A 22,491-nucleotide genomic window follows, 5' to 3' on the forward strand; every position below is an offset into this window, starting at 1 on the left:
CGACCCGACGATGACCCCGACCCGACGATGACCCCGACCCGACGATGACCCCGACCCGACGATGACCCCGACCCGACGATGACCCCGACCCGACGATGACCCCGACCCGACGATGACCCTGCTCGACACCCACCTCGGCTTCGTCGAGGCCCTCCGTTCCGCGGGACTGGCGGTCTCGCTCGCCGAGGGCCTGGACGCGATCGCCGCCCTGGAGCGGATCGGCTGGCACGACCGCGAGGTGGTGCGGACGGCGTACGCCGCGACGGTGGTCAAGAAGCAGTCGCAGCGGGTCACCTTCGACGCCGTCTTCGACCTCTACTACCCGCGGCTGGTGGGGGAGGGCGCCGCCCGCGACCCCGGTCCCGACGGGGCGGACGCCGCGACGGGGGGAGTGCGCGACAACGCCGCGGCCCTCACGAGGTTCCGCGAGGAGCTGACGGCGGCCCTCGAGGCCGGCGACGACGAGCGTGTGCAGGACCTGGCCGTCGAGGCGATGGCGCGCTTCGGCGCGATGCCCGGACGGGGTCCGGGCCTGTCGAGCTGGTCGGCGTACACGGCGCTGCAGCGGGTGACGCCCCAGGACCTCGTGCAGCAGCTGGTCGCCGGCCTGCTGGGCGCGGGTCGGGACGCCTCCGACGCCGAGCGGGTCGCGGGCGCGCGGGTCGGTGCCTTCACCCGGCTCGTCGAGGCCGACGCCCGCCGGCGCCTGGCCGAGGAGAAGGGTGCGCGGCACGTGGCCGACGTCGTGCTGCGCCCCACCATCGACCGCCTCGACTTCACCGCGGCGCGGCGCTCGGACCTGGAGGAGATGCGTCGCGAGATCTACCCGCTGGCCCGGCGGCTCGCCGTACGGCTCACCAAGGAGCAGCACGCGCGTCGGCGGGGTGCCCTGGACTTCCGGCGCACCGTGCGGGCGTCGCTGGCCACCGGCGGCGTGCCCCTCAGGACCCACCACCGCCCCAAGCGACCGCACCGCACCGAGCTCGTGGTCCTGTGCGACGTCAGCGGCTCGGTGGCCAGCTTCGCGCAGTTCACGCTGCTGCTCGTCTACGCCCTGCGCGAGCAGTTCCACAAGGTGCGCGCCTTCACCTTCGTCGACCAGGTCCACGAGGTCACCCACCACTTCACTCCCGGTGGCGACGTCGTGGAGGTGATGGAGAACCTCGCGGCCAGCACCGCCCACGCGGCGCGGTGGGGGCGCACGAACTACGGCCGCGCGCTCACGACCTTCGCCGAGGAGCACGCGGACGCACTGGGTCCCCGGACCTCGCTGCTGGTCCTGGGCGACGCTCGCTCCAACCACAGCGACCTGGCCCTGGACACCCTGCGCGAGCTGGCCGGCTCGGCCCGGCACGCCTGGTGGCTCAACCCCGAGCACACCCGGCACTGGGGCACGGGCGACAGTGCCGCCCGCGCCTACGGCGAGATCGTGCCGATGGTCGAGTGCCGCAACCTCGCCCAGCTGGGCGAGTTCGTGCACGACATCCTCTGACGCCGACCGAGCCGCCGGGCGGGCCCGGCGGATCAGCCGGCCAGGAAGCCGAGCTCGGTGATGCGGGCGATCTCGGCCCGGACCTCCGGGTGCTGGGCGGCGTCGGCCGCGCGTCCGCCGGTGACGTAGGGCGACGCGGCGTCGCTGTCGGTGCCGTCGTAGACCACGGTCAGCCGGTTGCCGACGCTCGTGTTGATGAGCGACCCGAGGAGCGCAACCGGGTCGGACCGGTCCTCCAGCGAGAGCACCCGGGTCTGCTCGGGGATGGTCGGCACCTGCGCCGAGGGGGCGCCCGTGGTGACGACCTGGTCGACGACGAAGGCGTCCGAGGATGCGGCCGCGGCGATCTCGGCGGCGGCGGTGCCGCCCTGCGAGGAGCCGACGAGCATGACCCGTGCCCCGCTCTCGCCCTGGACGGCGTTCTCGATGGCCCGCACGACCTGACGGACGTACGACGCGTTGTCGCCGCCGACCAGCCGCAGCCGACCTGCCTCCTCGGCCCGGCGGCCGGGGAGGTAGGCGATGTAGCGGCCCGCCCCGATGCGCTGCACGCTGATGCGGCGGTCGGCGGCGGCCAGGTTGGCCATCAGGTCCTCGATGGTGCGCGGGGCGTCGCCCGCGTCGCCGGTGGTGGCGTCGACCGGCTCCGCGACCTCCGCCTCCTCGGCGAACCCGGCGGCCGAGTCGCGCAGCGCGGAGACGGCGTCGCTGGAGAACGGCTGGACGCCGATGGCCCGGAGGCCACCGCGGGCCGCGGCCGCGCCCCGCTCGGTCGACATCACGCCGGCCGTCAGCAGCGAGCGCATCTGGAGGCCGTCGAGCAGCCCCCCGGCCCCGGCCATGTGGTCCATCAGCTCGGGATTGCTCTCGGCGAGCTCGTTGAGGTACGACGTGACGCCGGCCCGGTCGAGGGCGTCGGTCTCGATGAGACCCGCCGACACGATGGCGCCGCCGAGGGCGACCTCGGGAGCCAGGTAGCCGATCGCGCGGCCCGCGATGGAGCCGAGCGTCTTGTAGGCGGCGTCCTGGAGCTCGTCGATCCAGCGGTAGGTCAGCACCGTGGCGCGCACCACCAGGGCGTCGGCGTCGAGCTCGACCGACCGGGTGAGCAGACCCTGCTTGCCGGTGGTCGCGGCGCGGATGTCCTCCTCCGCCTGGGCGAACGTGGCCGGGGACAGCTCGGCCGAGTCCGCGACGTCGTCGTCGGCGAGGATCTCGGCGCCGAGGCCCGCGCGGGTGCGCATGTCGGCCCCGGCCTTGTCGAAGAGGTCGGCCAGCGCCAGCATCTCGTGGTACTTGTCGGCGTTGGCCGTGGCCTCGGTCGAGCCGGTGGACGCGGCGGTGGACGCGGCGGTGGACGTGGCGGCACGCGCCGCGCGGATCAGGTCCTGCTCACTCATGCGATCACCTGCGCAAGGACGGGGGCGAGCTCGGTCGCCAGGTCGTCGGGGTCCACCCGACGCACGGTCACCCGCGGTCCGGAGTCCTCCTGGTGGGGGGTGAGGCTGTGCCAGCCGTCGGCGAGCAGCACCCACGAGGCGACGCCCACGCTGGTGGTGGCCGCGTCGGTCACCTGGGCGGCGAGCACGCGCAGCCGGCCGCGTCCCTCGGTGTGCACGGCGGCCACGGCGGTGGCGGCGTCGGTGTCGGCGATGGGAGTGGCGTCGGCGTCGAGCACGCCCTCGCCGTGGTGCTCCATCAGCACCGGCACGAGGTCGGAGCGACCCGAGCGCAGCGCCTCGCCGATGGCGTCGACGAGCTGGAAGGGCACCTCCATGGTGTCCGGCACGTCGGACTGGCGCAGCTCCACGTCGTCGGGGATGGCGGCGACGCGGGCGAGCTCGCCGGGCCACTGGTCGGCGCGGAACCATGCGAGCTCGAAGACGATGCCGTCGCACGTCGCCAGGGTGGCGACCGCGCCGTCGGCCTGCCGGTGCCAGGCCTTGACCTGGCTGCCGGCGGCGGCCACGTCGATGTCGAGGGCGAGCCTCGGGGTGGCGAGCAGGCCGATCGCGCCGGCCAGCCCGGCGTCGAGGCCGGCGTCGGTGAGCAGCCCGCGACGGCGCAGCGTGTCCTCGGCGTCGTGCAGCGAGCCCAGGGCGGCGGCGTACGCCGTCTCGTCGGCGGTGCCGCGTGACTCGCCCAGGCGTCCCTCGAGGGCGCCGGGGCCCGCGGCCTCGGAGAGATCGAAGGGGAGCGGGGCGTTGCCGGCGGCCTTGGCGGCCAGCCGCAGCTCGGGGAGCGTGACGGCGATCCGGCGGGGAATCCCGTCCAGGAAGCTGGCCGGCTCCACCGGCGGCGTCGTGAGGTCGATGGTCACCATGATCAGAGTCCCGGGAGCTCGACGGTCAGCCAGTCCTTGTGACCGGCCGGAGGGGGAGTGAAGGCCAGCAGGGTCGCGTCCTCGCGGCTGGGCTCGCCGGCCGGGTCCGACTCGGCCGCGCGCGTCCGGGCGTCGCCGACCAGCGCGTCGGCCTTGTGCGAGGTCGTCTCGATCGCGTCCTTGAGGGCGTCGACCTCGCCGGCGTGCCGGGCGAGGGAGTCGGCGGCGGTGTCGTGGTGCCCGGCGGCGAGGCGCAGGTGGGAGGCGCGCTCCTTGATGCGGTTGCGCATCGACTCGGCGGCCCGGCCGGTCCACGGCACGCTCTCCGCCTGGGCGACGAGTCGGTCGGCCATCGCCCGGATGTCACCCCCCTGCTCACGCAGCTGGGCGACTCGTCTGCGCGATGCGGCGGTGTCGCCGTACATCGGATCACGTCCTCTCGTCGACCCCGTGCGTGGACGCACCACGCGCCTCGCGGGTGCTCAGGCCGCCTTCCCTGCTGGCCGGGTGGTCAAACATCGCACCATCCTCCCGGTGGAGGAGGCGCACGTCACGTCCGGGGCAGCCAGTCCGCCAGGCGCTCCAGCCCGGTCCGCACGTCACGCTCGGGGCCGGCGAAGCTGAGCCGCACGTGCTGCTGGCCCACCGCGGTGTCGAAGTCGATGCCCGGCGCCAGGGCGACCCCGGTCTCGGCGAGCAGGCGTCGCGTCCAGGCCATCGAGTCGTCGGTGAGGTGCCCGATGTCGGCGTAGGCGTAGAACGCGCCGTCGGCCGGGGCGAGCCGGTCGATGCCCAGCGCGGCCAGCCCGTCGAGCAGCAGGTGCCGGTTGGAGGCGTACCGGGTCACGTGCGCGTCCAGCTCGGAGTACGACGCATCGGTGAAGGCGGCGACGGYGGCCCACTGGGCGATGACCGGCGGGCAGATCGTGAAGTTGCCGGTGAGCACGTCGACGGCCCGGCGCAGCCTCTCGGGCACCAGCATCCAGCCGATGCGCCAGCCGGTCATCGAGAAGTACTTGGAGAACGAGCTGAAGACGATCGCCTCCCGCGAGGTCTCCCACGCGGAGCGGGACAGGGCCGGGCGGCCGTCGAGGGGCGCGTACTCGATCCCGTGGTAGATCTCGTCGGAGATGAGCTGTACGGCGCGGGTCTCGCACCAGCTCGCGAGCGCGGCGAGCTCCTCGGGCAGGAGCATGGTGCCGGTCGGGTTGGCGGGACTGGCCACCACCAGGCCCTTGATGTCGCCGAGCGCCTCGAGCTGCTCGACGGTCGGCTGGAAGCGGTTGTCCGGACCGCACGCGACCTCGACGACCTCGCAGCCCAGCGCGGTCAGGACGTTGCGGTAGCAGGGGTAGCCGGGACGGGCCATCGCCACCCGGTCGCCCGGCTCGAAGGCCGCCAGGAAGGCGAGCAGAAACCCGCCGCTCGAGCCGGTGGTCACCACCACGTCGTCGGCGGTGACGTCGATGCCGTGCGCGCGGCGGTGGTGCCCGGCGATCGCGTCGCGCAGCTCCGGCACTCCCGACGCGACGGTGTAGCCGAGGGGGTCGCCGCTGCGCAGCAGGCGGACGGCCTCGTCGGCAACCGGGCGCGGAGCGCCCGTCGAGGGCTGGCCGGCGACCATGTTGACCAGGTCCCCGTGCGTGCGCTGGCGCTCGGCCGACGCGGCGAGCAGGTCCATCACGTGGAAGGGCGGCACGTTCGCCCGCCCGGCCACAGCCCACCGATCGTCCATGTCCTGGATCGTGTCACGCGCGGGCACGACGTCGGGCGCCGTCCCGTCCCGCCGATAGGATCAGGGCTCGGCGACGGTGGGGACGAGGTGGCGTGACTTTCGATGTGCACCAGCTCGACTCGTTCCTGCTGGTCGGCTCCCTCGTCACGTTGGCCGCGATCCTGGCCGTCCGGGTCTCCGCGCGGGCGGGCCTGCCCAGCCTGCTGATCTACCTCCTGATGGGGGTCGTGCTCGGCGAGGCGGTCGTCGGGATCCAGTTCGACGACGCGCAGCTCGCGCACGCGCTCGGCTTCGGGGCGCTGGCGCTGATCCTGGCCGAGGGCGGTCTGACGACCAGCTGGGCCGAGGTCCGGCCCTCCATCCCGCTCGGCGTCTCGCTGGCCACCGTGGGCGTGGCGGTCTCGGTCACCGTCGTCGCCGTCGGAGCCCACTTCCTCCTCGGGCTGCCGTGGGAGCTGGCGGTGCTGCTGGGGGCGGTCTGCTCGCCGACCGACGCCGCGGCCGTCTTCTCCGTGCTGCGCGTCGTCCCCCTGCCCAAACGGCTGACCGGGACCCTCGAGGCCGAGTCCGGCCTCAACGACGCGCCCACCGTGGTGCTGGTCGGGGTCGTCTCGACGGGGGCGGCCGCCAGCAGCGGCCTCCTCGGGGTCGCCGGCACCATCGTCTTCGAGCTCGCGGTCGGCGTGGCCGTGGGGGTCGCCGTGGGCGTCGCCGGCGCCTGGGTCATGCGCCGCGCCGCCCTGCCCTCCTCCGGCCTCTACCCGCTGGCCATCCTCTGCCTCACCTTCGCGGCGTACGGCGGCGCGGCCGCCCTGCACGCGTCCGGCTTCGCGGCGATCTACGTGGCCGCGCTGATCCTCGGCAACTCCGAGCTGCCGCACCGCACGGCCACCAAGTCCTTCGCCGAGGGCGTGGCGTGGCTGGCCCAGATCGGGCTCTTCGTGATGCTCGGCCTGCTGCTGTCGCCGCAACGGATCAGCCTGGAGATCGTGGGGCTGGCCCTGGCCACCGGGTTGATCCTGACCTTCGTGGCCCGACCACTGTCGGTGCTGGTCAGCTCCCTCGTGCGGCCGATGCCGCTGCGGGAGCTCGCCTTCATCTCGTGGGCCGGCCTGCGGGGCGCGGTCCCGATCGTGCTCACCACCATCGCGCTGGCCGAGGGGGTGGACGACGCCGACCGGCTCTTCGACATCGTCTTCGTGATGGTGGTCGTCTACACCCTCCTCACCGGCCCGACGCTGCCCCTCGTCGCGCGGCTGCTCCGGGTGGCCCGGCGCTCCGAGCCCCGCGGCCTCGACGTCGAGGCCGCGCCCCTCGAGCGGGTCGCCGCGGACCTGCTCCAGGTGTCGATCAGCCCCGCCTCACGCATGCACGGCGTCGAGGTGGGGGAGCTGCGGCTGCCGCAGGGCGCGTCGGTCTCGCTGGTCATCCGGCAGGGCGAGGTGCTGGTGCCGGAGCGGCGTACCGTCCTGCGACACGGCGACGACCTGCTCGTGGTCACCCCGCGCCGGGCGCGGATCGCCACCGAGGAGCGGTTGCGCCAGGTCTCCGACGGGGGCCGGCTGGCGCAGTGGGCCGTCGAGTCGAGACGCCGGCGCGACCACGGCTGATCCGGCCCGGTCAGGAGCCGGGCGGGCTGCAGAACGTCGCGTCGGTCCGCGCCTTCACCGACTCGATCTCCTTCTCGCGCAGCGACGAGTAGGACTGCCCCAGGACCACGACGACCCCGCGTCCCAGTGGCTCGCCGTCGACCTCGGTGCCGGGCACGACCTGGGCCTGGCGGAACTGCCGCTTGACCAGTCGTACGGCGGGGTTCTTCGGGTCCGCCGCCCAGATCTGCACGCGGGCCACGGGGTCGGGGGCGTTGCCGGTGTCGGCACCCACGAAGCCGCGCTCCTCGAGGAGCTCGAGGGTTGCTCCGGCGAGGCCGGAGCGCGAGCTGGCGTTGAAGACGCTCACCGCGACCTGGTCGCGGAAGACCTCGGTGCCGGCCGCCACGGTCGTGTCGGTGCACAGGGGTGCCGGTGCGTTGTCGGGGAGCGGCTGGGTGAGCGCCTTCCAGCCCCAGGCGCCGGCGACGAGCATGAGGAGGCACAGCCCGCCCAGGGTGAGGGCGGACCGGACGCCGTCGCGCATCAGTCGGCCAGCTCGTGGACGCGGGCGTGCAGGACGTTGCGCTGGTGCAGGGCCGCCCGCAGCGCGCGGTGCAGCCCGTCCTCGAGGTAGAGGTCGCCCTGCCACGAGACGACGTGGGCGAAGAGGTCGCCGTAGAACGTCGAGTCCTCGTCGAGCAGGGTGGCGAGCTGGAGGGTGTCCTTGGTGGTCACCAGCTGGTCGAGGCGCACCTGCCGGGGCGGGATGGCGGCCCAGTCGCGTGAGCTCAACCCGTGAGCCGGGTAGGGGCGTCCCTCGCCCACGCGCTTGAAGATCACGCGGTGACTATATCGACGCACTCCCCGCCCCCGTGCGTGCTGGTTAGGCTCGCGCCATGACGGACATGCCCGACGAGTCGACCGCAGCCACCCCCCAGGACCCGATCGCGGCCGCCATCGCTCCCGGCTACGCGTTCGAGGGGACCGCGCTCGAGCTCGGAGGGCTGATGCTCGACGCGACCTCGCTCTCCGACGTCCGCGTCCGGATCCCGCTCGGGATGCTCAACCGCCACGGGCTGGTGGCCGGCGCGACCGGCACCGGCAAGACCAAGACCCTCCAGCTGCTGGCCGAGCAGCTCAGCGCCCAGGGGATCCCGGTCTTCGCCGCCGACATCAAGGGCGACCTGTCCGGCCTCAGCGTGCCCGGCGAGGGCGGCCCCAAGATCGAGTCGCGGGCGGCCTCGGTCGGCCAGCAGTGGAAGGCGACCGGGTTCCCGGTGGAGTTCTACGCCCTCGGCGGCGAGGGCACCGGCGTGCCGCTGCGGGTGACCATGTCGTCGTTCGGACCGATGCTGCTCAGCAAGGTCCTCGGTCTCAACGACACCCAGGAGTCGAGCCTGGGACTGGTCTTCCACTACGCCGACAGGGCCGGGCTGCCGCTGCTCGACCTGGCCGACCTGCGCGCGGTGGTGCAGCACCTCACCAGCGACGAGGGCAAGGTCGACCTCAAGGGCCTCGGCGGGCTGTCCAGCGCCACGGCCGGGGTTATCCTGCGCGAGCTCATCGCCTTCTCCGACCAGGGCGCGGACGCCTTCTTCGGTGAGCCGGAGTTCGAGTCCCGCGAGCTCCTGCAGACCACCGAGGACGGCCGGGGTGTCATCAGCCTCGTCGAGCTGCCCAACCTCCAGAGCCGTCCCGCGGTCTTCTCGACGTTCCTGATGTGGCTGCTCGCAGACCTCTTCCACGACCTCCCCGAGATCGGCGACGTCGACCGCCCCAAGCTGGTCTTCTTCTTCGACGAGGCCCACCTGCTCTTCGACGACGCGAGCGAGGCGTTCCTCGACCAGATCGCGCAGACGGTGCGGCTGATCCGCTCCAAGGGCGTCGGGGTCTTCTTCGTGACCCAGAGCCCGACCGACGTCCCCGACGACGTGCTCGCCCAGCTCGGCTCACGCATCCAGCACCAGCTGCGCGCCCACACGCCCAACGACGCCAAGGCGCTCAAGCAGACCGTCAACACGTACCCGAAGTCCGCCTACGACGACCTCGGCGAGGTCATCACCTCGCTCGGCATCGGCGAGGCGATCGTCACAGTGATGAACGAGCGCGGCGCGCCCACCCCGGTGGCGTGGACCCGGCTGCGGGCCCCGGAGTCGCTGATGGGCATGGCCGATCCCGCCGCCATGGAGGCGGCCGTGAAGGCCTCGCCCCGCTGGGCGACRTACAGCCAGGTCGTCGACCGGGAGTCGGCGCGCGAGATCCTCGCGACCCGGCTCGAGGAGGGGGCGCGCAAGGCCGAGGAGGACGCGCGTGCCAAGGAGCGCTCCCGCGAGCCCGAGGTCGAGCGGACCAGGAAGCCCGCCCCGGCCGCCAAGGACGACGACGGACTCGTGATGGACGTCGTGACCTCACCGGTCTTCAAGGACTTCATGCGTACGGCGGCCCGCGAGATCGCGCGGGGGATGTTCAAGTCGGGGCGCCGCTGACGCAGGTCCGCGCGCCGGCGCCCGGGCGCGGCCGGTCGGCCTGTGCGCGCCCGAGCGGTGCGTCAGCCACGTTCCGGCGACTGGGAATGTGGCTCAGCCACCGCCCGCCGGTGTGTCGGCTTACGGCGCGCGCCCGAGCGGTGCGTCAGCCACGTTCCGGCGACTGGGAATGTGGCTCAGGCACCGCCGGCCGGTGTGTCGGCTTACGGCGCGCGCCCGAGCGGTGCGTCAGCCACGTTCCGGCGACTGGGAATGTGGCTCAGTCACCGCCGGCCGGTGTGTCGGCGTACGGCGCGCGCCCGAGCGGTGCGTCAGCCACGTTCCGGCGACGGGGAATGTGGCTCAGCCACCGCCGGCCGGTGTGTCGGCGTACGGCGCGCGCCCGAGCGGTGCGCCAGCCACGTTCCGGAGACTAGGAATGTGGCTCAGCCACCGCGCAGGCGCGGACACGGACGCGCGCGATCACATCGTCGGCTCGGTCCAGGCGAGCTGGGTGACCTCCGTACCACCGTCGCGGGTCACCACGCGCGCCCGTCCGGGCGGCGCGGGCTGCGGTCGCAGGTTGCCGATGAGGACGCCCTCGTCGCGCGGCCCGGAGAGCAGCACGCCGGGCATGGCCAGGTCGCGCATCGACTGGATGACCGGGTCGTAGAGGGCACGGGACGCACCGCCCACGCGGCGGGCCACCACCACGTGCAGCCCGGTGTCGCGGGCCTGGGCCATGAGCGGCTGGAGCGCCTGCACCGGCGACGACTGCTGGGTGGCCACCAGGTCGTAGTCGTCGACGACCACGAACACCTCGGCACCGGTCCACCACGAGCGGTTGCGCAGCTGGTCCGGGGTGACGTCCGGACCCGGGATGCGGCTCTCGAGGTAGCTGGCGATGTCCTTGAGGGTCGGGGTCGCCTGGGTGGCGGAGGTGAGGTAGTTGAGCAGGTACTCGTCAGGAACCTCGCCCAGCAGCGAGCGGCGGTAGTCGACCACCACGATCTGCGCCTCCTTGGGGGTCCGCGTGCGCATGACCTCCTGGAGGTAGTTGCGCAGCAGGGCACTCTTGCCGGACTGCCCGTCGCCGAAGACCAGCATGTGCGGCTCGGCCGAGGCGTCGATGCCGACCGGGGCGAGCTCACGCTCGTTGATGCCGATGAGCAGCTTCTTCTCCGGCAGCTGGCGCCGCAGCGCGTCCTCGCGGATCTTGTCCAGCGCGACCATCTCCGGCAGCAGCCGCAGCTTGGGGCCGGGGTCGCCCTTCCAGGCGACCGACGCCCGGTCGATGAGGTCGTCGACACCGTCACCGAGGGTCCCCGCGTCGGAGTCCCCGTCGATGCGCGGCAGGGCGGCCAGGAAGTGCAGCTTGCTCGGGACGAGACCGCGACCGGGCCGGCCGGTCGGGACGAGGGCCGCGACCTTGCGGTCGACCTCGGAGTCGAGCGGGTCGCCCAGGCGCAGCTCGAGCTTCGAGCCGAAGACGTCGCGCATCGCGGCCCGGAAGTCGGCCCACCGGCCGGAGGCGGCGATGATGTGGATGCCGAACGTCAGGCCGCGACCGGCGAGCTGCTGGAGCTCCATCTCGATGTCGTCGAACTCCGCGCGCAGCGTGCTCCAGCCGTCGACGACGAGGAACACGTCGCCCCAGCCGTCGTCGGCCCGGCCCTGGGCCCGGCGGCTGCGGTAGGTCTCGATGGAGTCGATCCCGTTCTGGCGGAAGTAGGCCTCGCGGCGGTCGACGACGCCCTGCACCTCCGCGATGACGCGGCGTACGACGTCCGGCTCGGAGCGGGTGGCCACGCCGGCGACGTGCGGGAAGCGGGACAGCGGGGCGAACGTGCCGCCACCGAAGTCGAGCACGAAGAACTGCGACTCCCGCGGCGTCGAGACGAGGCTCATGCTGGTCACGATGGTGCGCAGCAGCGTGCTCTTGCCCGATCGTGGACCACCGATGACGGCCACGTGGCCGCTGGCGCCGGTGAGGTTGAGGGTCATCGTGTCGCGGCGCTGCTCGCGCGGGCGGTCGACGGTGCCGAGCGGCACCACGAGGCCCGGGACGTTGCGCCAGCGCGGCGACACGAGCCCCAGGCCCGGGTCCTCGACGAGGTCGGGCATGAGCTCGTCGAGCGTGTCAGGCACGTCGAGCGGCGGCAGCCAGACCTGGTGGGCAGGCATGCCCTGCCCGATCATCCGCTGCACGGCGACGTCGAGCAGCGAGGGCTGCTCGCCCTGGTTCTGGCTCGCGGCGGGCGTCTCCTCGACGTCGGTCTCCAGCGGCTCGAGGGCCTGCACCTCGGAGATCGTGTAGGGGAGGATGCCGCGCACGTGGCCGCCCTCGTCGCGGCGTACGCGCGAACGACCCGACGGCGGACCCGAGACGTACGCCGCCTTGAAGCGCAGCAGCGTCGACTGGTCGGGCTTGAGGTAGCCCAGCCCCGGCACGGCGGGGAGCTCGTAGGCGTCAGGCACGCCGAGCACGGCCCGCGACTCGCCGGCCGAGAAGGTGCGCAGGCCGACGCGGTAGGACAGGTGCGACTCCAGGCCGCGCAGGCGGCCCTCCTCGAGGCGCTGCGAGGCCAGCAGCAGGTGCAGGCCCAGAGACCGGCCGAGACGCCCGATGGCGACGAAGAGGTCGATGAACTCCGGCTTGGCCGAGAGCATCTCGGAGAACTCGTCCACCACGATGAACAGCGACGGCATCGGGGCGAGGTCCTCGCCGTTGGCGCGGGCCTTCTCGTAGTCGCGGATGGAGGCGTAGTTGCCGGCGTCGCGCAGCAGCTCCTGACGGCGGGTCATCTCGCCGGACAGGGCGTCCTGCATGCGGTCGACGAGGGTGAGCTCGTTGGCCAGGTTGGTGATCACGGCGGACACGTGCGGCATGTCAGCCATGCCCGCGAAGGTCGCACCACCCTTGAAGTCGACGAGCACGAGGTTGAGCTGCTCGGAGGAGTGGGTCATGGTCAGGCCGAGCACCAGGGTGCGCAGGAACTCCGACTTGCCGGAGCCGGTGGCGCCGATGACCAGGCCGTGCGGGCCCATGCCCTGCTGGGCCGACTCCTTGATGTCGAGGTGCACGAGGCCGCCGCTGTCGCCGATGCCGATCGGGACCCGGAGCCGGTCGCGAGCGGGGCGCGGACGCCACGCGGTGGCGGTGTCGTAGGTGTGGATGTCGCCGAGCCCGAGCAGCTCCATGTGGTCGGGCGTCGACGAGGTGATGTCCACGGCCGCGCCGCTGGAGGCGTCGGCGCTGATGGTCTTGAGGGGGGCGAGCCGGCGGGCGAAGGCCTCGGCGGTCGCGATGTCGCACTGGTCGATGAGCGCCTTGATCGGCTCCTCGCGGACCCGGATCGCCAGGATCGGCATCTTGCCCAGCTGGGGGCGGTCGTCGGCGAGCTGGAGGCGGAGGCGGGTGGCGTCCTCGAGCTCGTCCCAGCGCGCGGGCAGGTCGAGGAGCGTGACGCCGTGCAGCCCGTCGGGCGGCACGATGTGGTTGCCGGGCGGCAGGTGGCCGCCGTCGATGACCAGCAGGATGTGCGGGGTCGGCGGCCGCTCGTCGGCACCGAAGCGTGGCCGGTCGCTCAGGTCGGGCGGCAGCAGGTGACCGAGGTCCTCGATGGACGTGGTGACCAGCCGCATCGGGCCGACCGCGTCGACCTCACGCGCGCTCTGGGCGTGCGGCAGCCACTTGATCCAGTCCCAGTGGGTGAGGTTCTGCTCGGAGCTGAGCACCGCGACGACGAGCTGGTCGGGGTTGTGGAAGGCCGTGGCGGACAGGATCATCGCCCGCGCCGCGGCGCGCGACTCGTCCTCGGGGCCGCAGATCTCGACCCGGTCGAAGGCGCGCAGGTCGATGGAGGCCGGCAGATTGGGCTGCACCCGGTGCACGACGAGCAGCCGGTGCAGCGCGGACGCGGCGGCGGGGTCGACCTGGTCGACGGGGGCGCTCTCCGGCGGGACCAGCTCGGTGGAGAGCGGCTGGGAGCACAGGCCGTAGCGCACGTGCATGTAGTTGGCGTCGCCCGGACCGTGCTCCCACAGCCGGGTCCGCTCCTCGGCCAGGGCCGGGAGGGCCGACGGCTCGGGGTGGTGCCAGTTGAGGGCCCGACGCTGCTGCTCGGCGGCGTTGCGCGCGACCTTGCGGATGTTGGCGAGGTAGCGGAGGTACTCCGTGCGGGACCCGGTGACCTGCTGGGCCCGCTGCTTACGCTGCCRGTCGATCTGGACGATGATGAAGCCGAGCGTTGCGAAGAGGAACATGCCGGCCGCGAGGAAGCTGCGGGTCTTGTTGGCACCGCCGCCCATGGTCGCCACGAGCACGATCGAGCCCAGGCTGCCGAGCATCGGGATCGCGTTCATCAGGACGCCGCTGGCGCCCTCGCTCTCCTGGATCTCGGGCGGCGGCTGGAGGACGATCTGGCCCCCGGGCATCTCCGGCTCGTCGAGCCGGTGCCCTCCACGCAGTGTCGTGCTCACTGGTTCCCCCTAGCCATACCCGAATGGTCGCGTTGATGATAGGTGGGCCGCACGGCACCGACTAGCCTGCACGACGCCGGTCGATGTCCGGCTCGGATGAAGATCATGGGGGAAGTCGTGACGGACGCGCAGCCGAACCCTGTGCTCGCCTCGACCATCGCGGTCAGCGTGCACGGCCCGGCCGGGGTGCTCGACCTGGTGGTGCCCGAGGGTGCGACCTCCGTCGACGTGGCCAGGGAGTACGCCGCCCAGACCGGCATGGCCGGCATCCCGCTGCTCCAGACCCCGCTCGGCGAGCTGCTGACGGCCGACCGCACCCTGGCGAGCGCCGGGGTCGAGTCCGGGTCGGTGCTCGTGGCCATCAGCGGTGTCCACCGCTCCCGGCCACGCGACGACGACCGGGCCGGGCTGCACGCCCAGCCCGACAGCCCCGCGGTCGCCGCGGTCGTGATGGGGCTCGCGGCCGCTGCCGGCTGGCTCGCAGCCTGGTACGCCGCGCAGGCCGCCGACGACGTGCTGCGCACCGCGACGGTCGGCGTGCTGATGCTGTGCGCGCTGGCCTCGACCCTGCCGATGGGTCGCCACGCCGTCCAGCGTGCGGGCGCCGCGCCGGCCTTCGGCGCCGCCGCCGCCTTCGCCGCGGTCTACGAGCCCGGGGTCCACCTGCTGCCCGCCGTCGTGGCGGTGAGCGCGGTCTCGGCCGGCGTGATCGCCGCCGTCGCCCGGGCCCTGGGACCCGAGCGTGACGAGGCCCTCGAGGTCTGGATCGTCGCCGGGCTGGTCGCCTTCGTCGTGTGCGGCGTCCCGCCGCTGCTGGAGTGGGACGGGCGGGTGGCCTGGGCCGTCCTGGTGCTGCTCGCGATGCTCGCCGCCCGCTTCGTGCCCTCTCTCGCCATCGACGTGCCCGACGAGACGCTCATCGACCTCGACCGGCTCGCCGTCACGGCCTGGTCGGCCCGCGACGTCGGCCGCACCGGCCGCGGACGCATCGTCGTCTCGGCCGCCGCGATGCGCCAGCTGGTTGCCGGCGCCACCCGCACCGTCACCGCCGCCTGCGCGGCCATCATGGTCACGGCGATCGTGGCCACGCCGCTGCTGCTCGCGACCGCGACCATCGACCTGGACCGTGTCGGCGCCCGCGCCCTCGCGTTCTTCGCGGGGGCCAGCCTCCTGCTCGCGGCCCGCTCCTACCGCCACAGGACGGCGCGACGCCTGCTGCGGGTGGGGGGGCTGGCCTGCTGGTTGTGGCTGGTCGCCTTCCTGGTCGGCGACGTCTCGCCGACCGGCGTCCTCGTCGGGCTGGTGGCGGTCCTGCTGCTCGGTGCCGTCAGCCTCGCGGCCGCGGTGGCGACCGGTCGCGGCTGGCGCTCGGTGTGGTGGTCGCGCCGCGCCGAGCTTGCCGAGGGCCTGTGCGGGTCGTTCGCCCTCGCCGCGACGGTCGTCGCGTCCGGGTTCTTCCGCAGCCTGTGGGAAATCACGTCCTGATGTTTAGGCCCTGAACGCCCGGGTACATCGATGTCGGCACGGGGGGCCGGGACGTCTCCCCGAACCAGCCACAGCTTCATCAGCACACAGCTTCATCACCACACTGCTTCATCACACCGGTGACTCCCAGCTGCGGAGCACCATCAACCAGTGAACTCGGGGGTCAAGCCACCGAGGGGGAAGGATTGACATGACCAACCTCAGCCAGACAGAGAAGGCGCTCTCCCAGGGTGCGGAGTACGTCAACACCGCTCGCGGCGACGTCAAGGGCAAGTGCAACATCCTGAGCGACCGGGTCTCGGAGATGATGGGCGGCTGGGGTGGCCAGGGTGCCTCCGCGTTCAGCAACCTCATGCTCGCGTGGCAGGAGAAGCAGGAGACGATCCTCAAGGCTCTCGACCAGCTCTCCATGTCGATGCAGGAGACCGAGAAGGACAACATGAAGACCGACGAGTCGCAGTCGCAGACTCACATGAACCTTCAGAACCGCCTCGGCTGACCGCCACCCACCACAGACTTCAGGAGAGAACTGCAATGACCGGTTTCGATGGAATCAATGTCCAGCACGGCAAGCTCGACGCTGGGTCCCAGGACGTCATGACGGCGGCCAAGGACATCCAGACCCGCCTCGACCAGCTCGAGGGCGACCTCAAGCCGCTCGCCTCGGACTGGACCGGTGCGGCCAAGCAGGCCTACGACGAGGCCAAGGCCAAGTGGGACCAGGCGATCGCCGACATGATCGTGCTGCTCCAGCAGGCCAGCGCCAACGTGTCGACCTCCAACCAGGAGTACAAGGCGGCCGACTCGCGCGGCGCCAACCGCTTCTGATCGTCCGCGATCACACCTGCACTCGAGGCCGGTCGTCCCTGTCGGGGCGACCGGCCTCAGTCGGCTCCGGACGGCCATCCGGCTATGTAGGCTGCTCCCCGACCGGGGAGCGCACGACTCGGAAGTGACGCATGGGACCGTGGCTGCGTGCCGTCGGTGACCTGCACGGACCACGGGGGTACCTCAGCATGAGCCAGGCGGCGTCTGTCGCATCCGGACTGGTCCGGGTGACTGTGGCCTCGGGATCACGACGGGTCGACCTCGTCCTCCCCGGTGCCGTCCCCGTGGCCGAGCTCGTCCCCGAGCTGGCGCGCAGCGTCGGCATCCTCGATGCGTCCACGGTCTACGGCGGATACCGCCTCATCGCCCAGGACGGACGCCAGCTCGCCGGCGACGCCGGGCTCACGATCCAGGGCGTGGAGGACGGTGGCCTGCTCACCGTCACCGCCGGCATCGACGACGAGGCCCCGCGCATCTACGACGACATCGTCGAGGCCATGGCCGACGTGGTCGAGCACGAGCTCAGCCCGTGGGAGCCCGCGGCCGGTCGGCGTACGGCCCTCAGCGCCAGCGCCCTGCTGCTCGGCCTCGGCGCCTTCGCCCTGCTCCTGCAGGGGGAGAGCCTGCTCGGCGGCCTGGCCGCCGCGGTGCTGGCCGGACTCCTCGTCGTCGGCGGCATCGTGCTCGCCCACAGCCAGGAGGAGCCCGAGGCCGGCGTCGCGGTGTCCCTCATCGCCGTCCTGTACGCCGCCGTCGCCGGCCTGCTGCTCGCCCCCGGCGAGCTGCCCCGCTGGTCGTGGCCGCTGCCCGCCGAGTTCTTCGAGCTCCCGCTGGCCTGTGCGGGCGGCGCGATGCTGGTCACCGGCGTGGTCGCCGTCGTCGGCCTCCAGGACGGTCGCGCCCTGGTCATCCCCGGCGTGGTCGTCGGCGCGGTCCTCGGCGCCTGCGGCCTCCTGCTCCAGGTGACCGGGTGGGAGGCGAGTGTCGTCTTCACGGTCGTCATGACCCTGGTCGTGCTGGCCGGGAGCATCTTCCCGTGGCTGGCGCTCGGGGTCACCGGCACCAAGGTCGACCAGATCTACTCGCTGCACGACATCACCGCCGACCCCGACGAGATCGACCCCGCCCAGGTGGGTGCGGACGCGCGGGTGGCGCACGAGATCCTGCTGGCCGTCTCCGCGACCGTCGGCACCCTCCTCGTCCTCTTCGCCCCCTTCGCGGTGGGGCGCGGGGTGTTCGGCACGATCCTGGCGGCGGTCTGCTGCCTGGCCGTCATGTTCCGCACCCGCCAGTACCGCGCCGGCTCGGAGGTCCTGGCCGGGCTGGTGTCCGGCATCGCCGGTCTGGTGTCCATCGCGCTGGCGATGGTCCTCATCCACGACGCCTGGCGGGCCGAGGCGGCCATCGCCCTCGCGGCCGTGGGCGCGGTCCTGCTCGTCACGACCCTGGTGCCGTCCTCCGGATCGGTGCGTCGCGGCCGGATCGGCGACGTGGTGGAGACCGCAACGCTGATCTCGCTGCTCCCGCTGATGGTGGTGGCGGCCGGCTTCTTCGACATGGTCAAGGGCTGATCCGGTGGCCACCAAGAAGGACCTCGTCGAGGCGCACGCCTTCAGCAAGCGCCGACTCATCACCGCCTTCGTCAGCGGCGCCCCCGGCGGTCGTGAGGTCGAGCCCGTGCGCCCGGGCCGGGTGCTCATCGGCGGCATCGCGCTCTCCGTGCTGCTCCTCGCCGGCGCCGCCATCGCGGGCTTCCTCATCGGACGTCCCAACTCGGCGTGGCTCGAGGAGGGCAGCTTCGTCATCTCCAAGGAGACCGGCGAGCGGTACGTCGTCCTGCTCGGCGGCGAGGACCCCCGTCTGCAGCGCGTCCCCAACTACCTCTCCGCCCAGCTCCTCCTCGGGGAGCCGGAGCTGAGCGCGAACCGGGTGTCCGACAAGTACATCCGCGAGGTGGCCCTCGGCTCCGACCTCGGCATCGACGGCGCGCCGACGCTCCCCGCCGCCGGAGACCTCATCGACGACGGCTGGACGGCGTGCACGGCCGCCGACACCGGCATCAAGCTCACCATCACCGAGGACCCGGACATCGCCGAGCTGCGCCAGTCGGCGTTCCTGGTCAGCAGCGGTGGGGGACTGTGGCTCATCGCTCCCAGCCCCGGGGGCAGCGGCTACCGTCTCCAGCTGCCGGCCGACCCCACCGGCGCCGGCGTCATCGCCGACCGCCTCGGCTTCGGCGCCACCTCCCAGGCCCCGGTCGTGCCGCAGGAGTGGCTCAACCTGTTCCCGGCGGGCCCGTCGCTGGACGTGGCGTCCTTCGGCATCCCCGCGGCCGACATCGGCGCCCCGGCCGACTACCCGGGCGCCGAGACCGACCTGTCCCGCTTCAGGGTGGGCGACCTGGTGCGCACGCCGAGCCGCTCCTACCTGTTGGGCCCCGACGGGCCCATCCCGCTGAGCGAGTTCGCCGCGGTGGTCTACGACTCCGTGGGCTCCGACACCCAGGACCTCGACGAGGACCTGCGGGTCGCCCCGGCGGACACCACCTACCCCGACCAGTGGCCCACCGACACCCCGGTCTCCGACGAGGGGCCCGACATGTGTGCGGTGCTGCACCCCGGCACCGACGGCGAGGCCGCCGAGATCAAGCTCGCCGGCACCCCGCGGGGCGAGGTCGCAGCCACCGGGATCCGGCCCGACAACCACGAGGTCGACGTCTCCCCCTCGGGGGGTGCCTACGTCCGGTCCGGCGCCGACGAGGCGGCCACCGACGGGACGCCGTACGTCATCGACACCAAGGCCCAGAAGTACGCGCTCGTCGGCCCCGACGTGGCGCTCTACATCGGGTACGGCGACAGCGCGGCGCCGGTGGTGCCCAACACGTGGCTGGAGTTCTTCGAGGAGGGCACCTCGCTGTCGGTCAACGGCGCGCGCCGGGTGCCCGAGGACGCCCCCGCGACCGGGGACACCGACGCGTCATGACCCGGCGTACGACGGGTGGCGTCCGCGCGCGTGGCGGCATCGCCGCGGCGCTCGCCCTGGGGACGCTGTGCCTCGGGCCGATCACGCCGGCCCACGCCGCCGACGGCGAGGAGTGCGACGTCTCCACCGTGCTCGAGTCCGAGACGCTGGCCGACACCAAGGTGCGCACCAGCGCGCCGATGACCCGGATGCACGTCCCCGAGGCCCACGGCGTCACGGACGGCAGCGGCGTCGCCGTGGCCGTGGTGGACTCCGGCATCCAGCCCGGGCTGCCGATCAGGACCGGCCCCGCCCTGAGCATCCCGGACGTGTCGGGACCGCTGCTGTCCGGCCACGGCACCATCGTCGCCGGGCTGATCGCCGGCAAGGAGGGCGTGGCGCCGGGGGCGACGGTCATCGACATGCGGGTGCTGGACACCGAGGTGCCCGACTACTCGCAGGGCCAGAAGGGCGTCACCTCCCAGGGCCTGACCACCGGGATCCGCCAGCTCGTCGCGCTCCACCGCACCCAGAGGTTCACGGTCGTCAACATCTCGCTCTCCGTCGGCCGGGACGACCCCAACCTGAGGGCGGCGATCAAGGAGCTCCTGGCCCGTGACGTCGTGGTCGTGGCCTCGGCAGGCAATGCCGACGCGGACGCCCCCGAGTCGTTCAAGGGGACTCCGAGGAGCGACGCCCCCGTCTACCCGGCCGACTATCCCGGCGTGCTCGCCGTCAGCGCCGTCGCGCCCGACAACGACGACCTGCGCCAGTACGTCGCCCCCAACAAGGACACCGACGTCGCGGCGCCGACCTACGGCGGTCTCTCCTACAACGTCACCGGTCAGAAGTGCCTGGTGACCGAGGTCGCCACGTCCTGGGCGGCGGCCGAGGTCACCGGAGTGGTCGCCCTGCTGCGCGCGGCGTTCCCGGACGACAACGCCAAGCAGATCGTGGGACGGCTCGAGGCGACTGCCGAGGGCTCCGACGAGGTCGCCAACCCGTGGACCGGTGCCGGGGTCGTCCAGGCGCACGACGCACTCACCCGGGCCCTGACGCTCGGTCGCGGCGGCAAGGTCGAGCGCACCGTCGCGGAGGTCAGCGAGGACGCGACGGCCCCGCCGGCGCCGCAGCGGATCGACCTCTTCGGCTCCTCGCGGACGCTGCTTCTGTGGGCGGGACTGCTGGCGGGCGCGCTCATGGCGCTGGCCTTCATCCTGCGGCCGCTCACCCGCCGCTGACCCTCGTGGTCGTGGCCCGACCCTCCCGCATGGCCGCGAGGACGTCGTCACGGTGGTCGAGGAACAGGTAGTCGCCGGCGGGCACCTCGATGACACGACCGTGCGCTGTCTCCGCCGCGAAGCGGTCACGGCAGGCGAGTCGCCATGCCGCCTCGTCCGGATCCCACGGACCCCCCACGGCGTAGATGGTCAACGCGGGTGCGGTGATGTCGGAGTAGGGGTGTCGGAACGCTTTCAACGCCTGGACGAACGGCGCGAAGGCCTCCTCGGAGAGCTTGTCCACCACCGACCCGTCCGCCTGGACGTCCGCTGGTATGCAGCATCGCGTCGAGAGCGGGCCCCAGATGTTGTCGGGGACCAGGGAGTTGATGAAGTTGACGTAGTCCTCGTAGGTGGCGAACCGGTCCGGGCTCGCGGCCTCCTCCGACCCCGCGGGTGTGGGCGCTCGGCCCAGTCGTAGGCGCCATCCAGGTAGACGACCCGATCGAGGCGTGCGGGATGACCGAGCGGCGAGGGCAGAGACCTCTCCCCCTCCCATCGAGTGCCCCGCCACGTGGGCTCGCTGGATGCCCAGGGCGCCTGGTCAGGGCGAGCACCCGGAACCGGTCGCTCAGGTGCGGGGCCAGCTCCGCGAAGATGTGGGCGGCAGTACACCCCAGCCCCGCCAACAGCAGCAGGGGCTCTCGGTCGCCGCCCCAGTCAAGGTAGTGCAAGCGGACGCCGTCGAGGGAGACGAACCGGTCGGAGGGTATGTCGATGGGGTTCGACGCCGAGTGGCGTTTGCGCTTCGATCCAGGTCGCACCCTGCGGAGGGGGCGGTCAGTCGAAGCACTGGCTCCACACGCTGCGCGCCAGACGCAGAACGCCTGCTCAGCGGAGGAGGATAGGGGATTCGAACCCCTGAGGGCTTCAGGCACGGACAAGGGTGTTGCCCATCGGTCAATCTGGGTGCGTCCATCCGTCTGATGCTGGTTCTTGACCGATGCTTTCGACCCTGTCGCGCGCTGGTGCCCGCATATGGACGCAGTGATTTCGTATGCTCTTGTGGGTGATGCAATGTGGCCGGCTCGCGTGACCGCCATCGGCGACACCGCGGACCTGGCGACCGGAGATCCGGTCTGGTACCTCGCCTACGCCTCGAACCTGTCGCGGCGCCGGTATCGGACTTACCTCGAGGGCGGACGTCCCGACGGCTCCCGCCGCGAGTACACGGGATGCCGAGACGCGACGCCGCCGCGCGACTCGCTGGCAATGCGGCGGCCCGGAGCACTTTGGTTCGCAGGAACCTCGACGGTCTGGGGCGGAGGCATGGCGTTCTACGACCCATCCGCAGAGGGGGTGGTCCTCACTCGCGCCTACCTCGTCAGCTTCGGCCAGTTCAGCGACGTGGTCGCCCAGGAGGCCCGCTTGGAGGGCGGCGCCGACCTGGTACGGGACGACGACGGTCGGCTCGTGGCGCTTTCCAGCGTCTACGACACGATACTCGAGCTCGCGCCGCACGACGGCGTGCCGGTCATGACGATGACCGCACGACCGGGCTCGACCGGCCCACCCGTCGCGCCGTCCGCGGCGTACCTCACCACGATCTTGGCCGGCCTCGCGGACGGCGTCGACGTCGACCCCGAGGCGCAGGTGGACTACCTGTTGCATGCCCGCGGTGTCGCTCCGACTTGGAATCGGGCCGGACTGTTATCTCTCATTGCTGGCGACCAGGCTGCAGAGCACCGGTCGTCGTCAACCTGGCTCTAGCCCACCGTGCGGAATGGTCGATCGTTCGGCGGAGTCCCACGACGGGACATCATTCTGCGCGCCGACAAGGGCGGTGTCGGCGTGCAGTTGTGCGCTCCGGCCGAACGCGGCTCCTTCGACACGGTCACCCCGGCCAAT

18 protein-coding genes are annotated in these 22,491 nt (G+C 72.5%); 10 read left to right on the forward strand and 8 right to left on the reverse strand.

The window, feature by feature from the left end; translation table 11 throughout:
• The first annotated feature begins 112 nt into the window (after positions 1-112).
• Positions 113-1,492 (forward strand): vWA domain-containing protein, encoded by a 1,380-nt coding sequence (locus AC1DQF_RS13360; protein WP_477525708.1) that lies wholly within the window; start codon positions 113-115, stop codon positions 1,490-1,492.
• Between the two features lie 32 nt (positions 1,493-1,524).
• Here the strand turns inward: AC1DQF_RS13360 and AC1DQF_RS13365 are convergent, their stop codons facing one another.
• From AC1DQF_RS13365 to AC1DQF_RS13380, 4 genes are all read right to left on the reverse strand, one after another.
• Positions 1,525-2,892: a hypothetical protein gene (locus AC1DQF_RS13365; RefSeq protein ID WP_477525709.1), complete on the reverse strand. Its 1,368-nt coding sequence runs from the start codon at positions 2,890-2,892 to the stop codon at positions 1,525-1,527.
• Complete coding sequence (locus tag AC1DQF_RS13370) at positions 2,889-3,815, reverse strand: hypothetical protein (protein WP_477525710.1); 927 nt, start codon at positions 3,813-3,815, stop codon at positions 2,889-2,891. The genes AC1DQF_RS13365 and AC1DQF_RS13370 overlap by 4 nt, the downstream gene beginning before the upstream one ends.
• Before the next feature lie 2 nt (positions 3,816-3,817).
• Positions 3,818-4,240, reverse strand: a complete 423-nt coding sequence (locus tag AC1DQF_RS13375) for a hypothetical protein (RefSeq protein ID WP_477525711.1) — start codon at positions 4,238-4,240, stop codon at positions 3,818-3,820.
• 125 nt (positions 4,241-4,365) lie between these two features.
• Positions 4,366-5,550 carry a pyridoxal phosphate-dependent aminotransferase gene (locus AC1DQF_RS13380; RefSeq protein ID WP_477525712.1) on the reverse strand — a complete coding sequence of 395 codons (1,185 nt, stop codon included), beginning with the start codon at positions 5,548-5,550 and terminating at the stop codon, positions 4,366-4,368.
• A gap of 92 nt (positions 5,551-5,642) precedes the next feature.
• Here AC1DQF_RS13380 and AC1DQF_RS13385 point away from each other — a divergent pair, with 92 nt between their 5' ends.
• On the forward strand, positions 5,643-7,160 hold the full coding sequence (locus AC1DQF_RS13385) for a potassium/proton antiporter (protein ID WP_477525713.1): 1,518 nt from the start codon (positions 5,643-5,645) through the stop codon (positions 7,158-7,160).
• A 10-nt stretch (positions 7,161-7,170) separates the two neighbouring features.
• Here AC1DQF_RS13385 and AC1DQF_RS13390 read toward each other — a convergent pair whose 3' ends face one another.
• Positions 7,171-7,686, reverse strand: coding sequence for a LytR C-terminal domain-containing protein (locus AC1DQF_RS13390; RefSeq protein WP_477525714.1), 516 nt, complete (start codon positions 7,684-7,686; stop codon positions 7,171-7,173).
• A complete protein-coding gene (locus AC1DQF_RS13395) occupies positions 7,686-7,982 on the reverse strand; it encodes a type II toxin-antitoxin system VapB family antitoxin (RefSeq protein WP_477525715.1) in 297 nt (98 codons plus the stop codon). The genes AC1DQF_RS13390 and AC1DQF_RS13395 overlap by 1 nt, the downstream gene beginning before the upstream one ends.
• Positions 7,983-8,038: 56 nt before the next feature.
• On the opposite strand from AC1DQF_RS13395, the gene AC1DQF_RS13400 reads away from it, so the two are divergent.
• Positions 8,039-9,628: a helicase HerA-like domain-containing protein gene (locus tag AC1DQF_RS13400; RefSeq protein WP_477525716.1), complete on the forward strand. Its 1,590-nt coding sequence runs from the start codon at positions 8,039-8,041 to the stop codon at positions 9,626-9,628.
• A gap of 462 nt (positions 9,629-10,090) precedes the next feature.
• On the opposite strand, the gene eccCa is transcribed toward AC1DQF_RS13400, so the two are convergent.
• Complete coding sequence (gene eccCa, locus AC1DQF_RS13405; protein ID WP_477525717.1) at positions 10,091-14,089, reverse strand: type VII secretion protein EccCa; 3,999 nt, start codon at positions 14,087-14,089, stop codon at positions 10,091-10,093.
• 105 nt (positions 14,090-14,194) lie between these two features.
• Between eccCa and AC1DQF_RS13410 the strand changes: the two genes are divergently transcribed.
• The 6 genes from AC1DQF_RS13410 (at position 14,195) to AC1DQF_RS13435 (ending at position 20,604) form a co-directional block, all read left to right on the forward strand.
• Positions 14,195-15,574, forward strand: coding sequence for a proline dehydrogenase family protein (locus AC1DQF_RS13410; protein ID WP_477525718.1), 1,380 nt, complete (start codon positions 14,195-14,197; stop codon positions 15,572-15,574).
• Between the two features lie 190 nt (positions 15,575-15,764).
• Positions 15,765-16,073 carry a WXG100 family type VII secretion target gene (locus tag AC1DQF_RS13415; RefSeq protein ID WP_056925820.1) on the forward strand — a complete coding sequence of 103 codons (309 nt, stop codon included), beginning with the start codon at positions 15,765-15,767 and terminating at the stop codon, positions 16,071-16,073.
• Between the two features lie 35 nt (positions 16,074-16,108).
• A complete protein-coding gene (locus tag AC1DQF_RS13420) occupies positions 16,109-16,402 on the forward strand; it encodes a WXG100 family type VII secretion target (protein ID WP_477525719.1) in 294 nt (97 codons plus the stop codon).
• A gap of 131 nt (positions 16,403-16,533) precedes the next feature.
• The gene (gene eccD / locus AC1DQF_RS13425) at positions 16,534-17,973 is read left to right on the forward strand and encodes a type VII secretion integral membrane protein EccD (RefSeq protein ID WP_477525720.1); all 1,440 of its coding nucleotides are present in this window, start codon (positions 16,534-16,536) and stop codon (positions 17,971-17,973) included.
• 4 nt (positions 17,974-17,977) lie between these two features.
• A complete protein-coding gene (locus AC1DQF_RS13430) occupies positions 17,978-19,384 on the forward strand; it encodes a type VII secretion protein EccB (protein ID WP_477525721.1) in 1,407 nt (468 codons plus the stop codon).
• On the forward strand, positions 19,381-20,604 hold the full coding sequence (locus AC1DQF_RS13435) for a S8 family serine peptidase (protein ID WP_477525722.1): 1,224 nt from the start codon (positions 19,381-19,383) through the stop codon (positions 20,602-20,604). The genes AC1DQF_RS13430 and AC1DQF_RS13435 overlap by 4 nt, the downstream gene beginning before the upstream one ends.
• On the opposite strand, the gene AC1DQF_RS13440 is transcribed toward AC1DQF_RS13435, so the two are convergent.
• The gene (locus tag AC1DQF_RS13440) at positions 20,591-21,142 is read right to left on the reverse strand and encodes a hypothetical protein (protein ID WP_477525723.1); all 552 of its coding nucleotides are present in this window, start codon (positions 21,140-21,142) and stop codon (positions 20,591-20,593) included. The genes AC1DQF_RS13435 and AC1DQF_RS13440 overlap by 14 nt on opposite strands.
• A gap of 533 nt (positions 21,143-21,675) precedes the next feature.
• Between AC1DQF_RS13440 and AC1DQF_RS13445 the strand changes: the two genes are divergently transcribed.
• Positions 21,676-22,353 carry a histone deacetylase gene (locus AC1DQF_RS13445; RefSeq protein WP_477525724.1) on the forward strand — a complete coding sequence of 226 codons (678 nt, stop codon included), beginning with the start codon at positions 21,676-21,678 and terminating at the stop codon, positions 22,351-22,353.
• Positions 22,354-22,491: the final 138 nt, after the last annotated feature.

The sequence above is a fragment of the Nocardioides sp. P4_G4 genome (genome assembly GCF_056401085.1).

What these genes read in the sequence shown, in the direction of transcription:
- AC1DQF_RS13365 (WP_477525709.1), bottom strand. Translation starts at nt 2,892, where the DNA reads ATGAGTGAGCAGGACCTGATCCGCGCGGCGCGTGCCGCCACGTCCACC.
- eccD (WP_477525720.1), top strand. Translation starts at nt 16,534, where the DNA reads ATGGGACCGTGGCTGCGTGCCGTCGGTGACCTGCACGGACCACGGGGG.
- AC1DQF_RS13440 (WP_477525723.1), bottom strand. Translation starts at nt 21,142, where the DNA reads ATGGGAGGGGGAGAGGTCTCTGCCCTCGCCGCTCGGTCATCCCGCACG.
- AC1DQF_RS13390 (WP_477525714.1), bottom strand. Translation starts at nt 7,686, where the DNA reads ATGCGCGACGGCGTCCGGTCCGCCCTCACCCTGGGCGGGCTGTGCCTC.
- AC1DQF_RS13375 (WP_477525711.1), bottom strand. Translation starts at nt 4,240, where the DNA reads ATGTACGGCGACACCGCCGCATCGCGCAGACGAGTCGCCCAGCTGCGT.
- AC1DQF_RS13435 (WP_477525722.1), top strand. Translation starts at nt 19,381, where the DNA reads ATGACCCGGCGTACGACGGGTGGCGTCCGCGCGCGTGGCGGCATCGCC.
- AC1DQF_RS13360 (WP_477525708.1), top strand. Translation starts at nt 113, where the DNA reads ATGACCCTGCTCGACACCCACCTCGGCTTCGTCGAGGCCCTCCGTTCC.
- AC1DQF_RS13420 (WP_477525719.1), top strand. Translation starts at nt 16,109, where the DNA reads ATGACCGGTTTCGATGGAATCAATGTCCAGCACGGCAAGCTCGACGCT.
- AC1DQF_RS13370 (WP_477525710.1), bottom strand. Translation starts at nt 3,815, where the DNA reads ATGGTGACCATCGACCTCACGACGCCGCCGGTGGAGCCGGCCAGCTTC.
- AC1DQF_RS13410 (WP_477525718.1), top strand. Translation starts at nt 14,195, where the DNA reads ATGGGGGAAGTCGTGACGGACGCGCAGCCGAACCCTGTGCTCGCCTCG.
- AC1DQF_RS13415 (WP_056925820.1), top strand. Translation starts at nt 15,765, where the DNA reads ATGACCAACCTCAGCCAGACAGAGAAGGCGCTCTCCCAGGGTGCGGAG.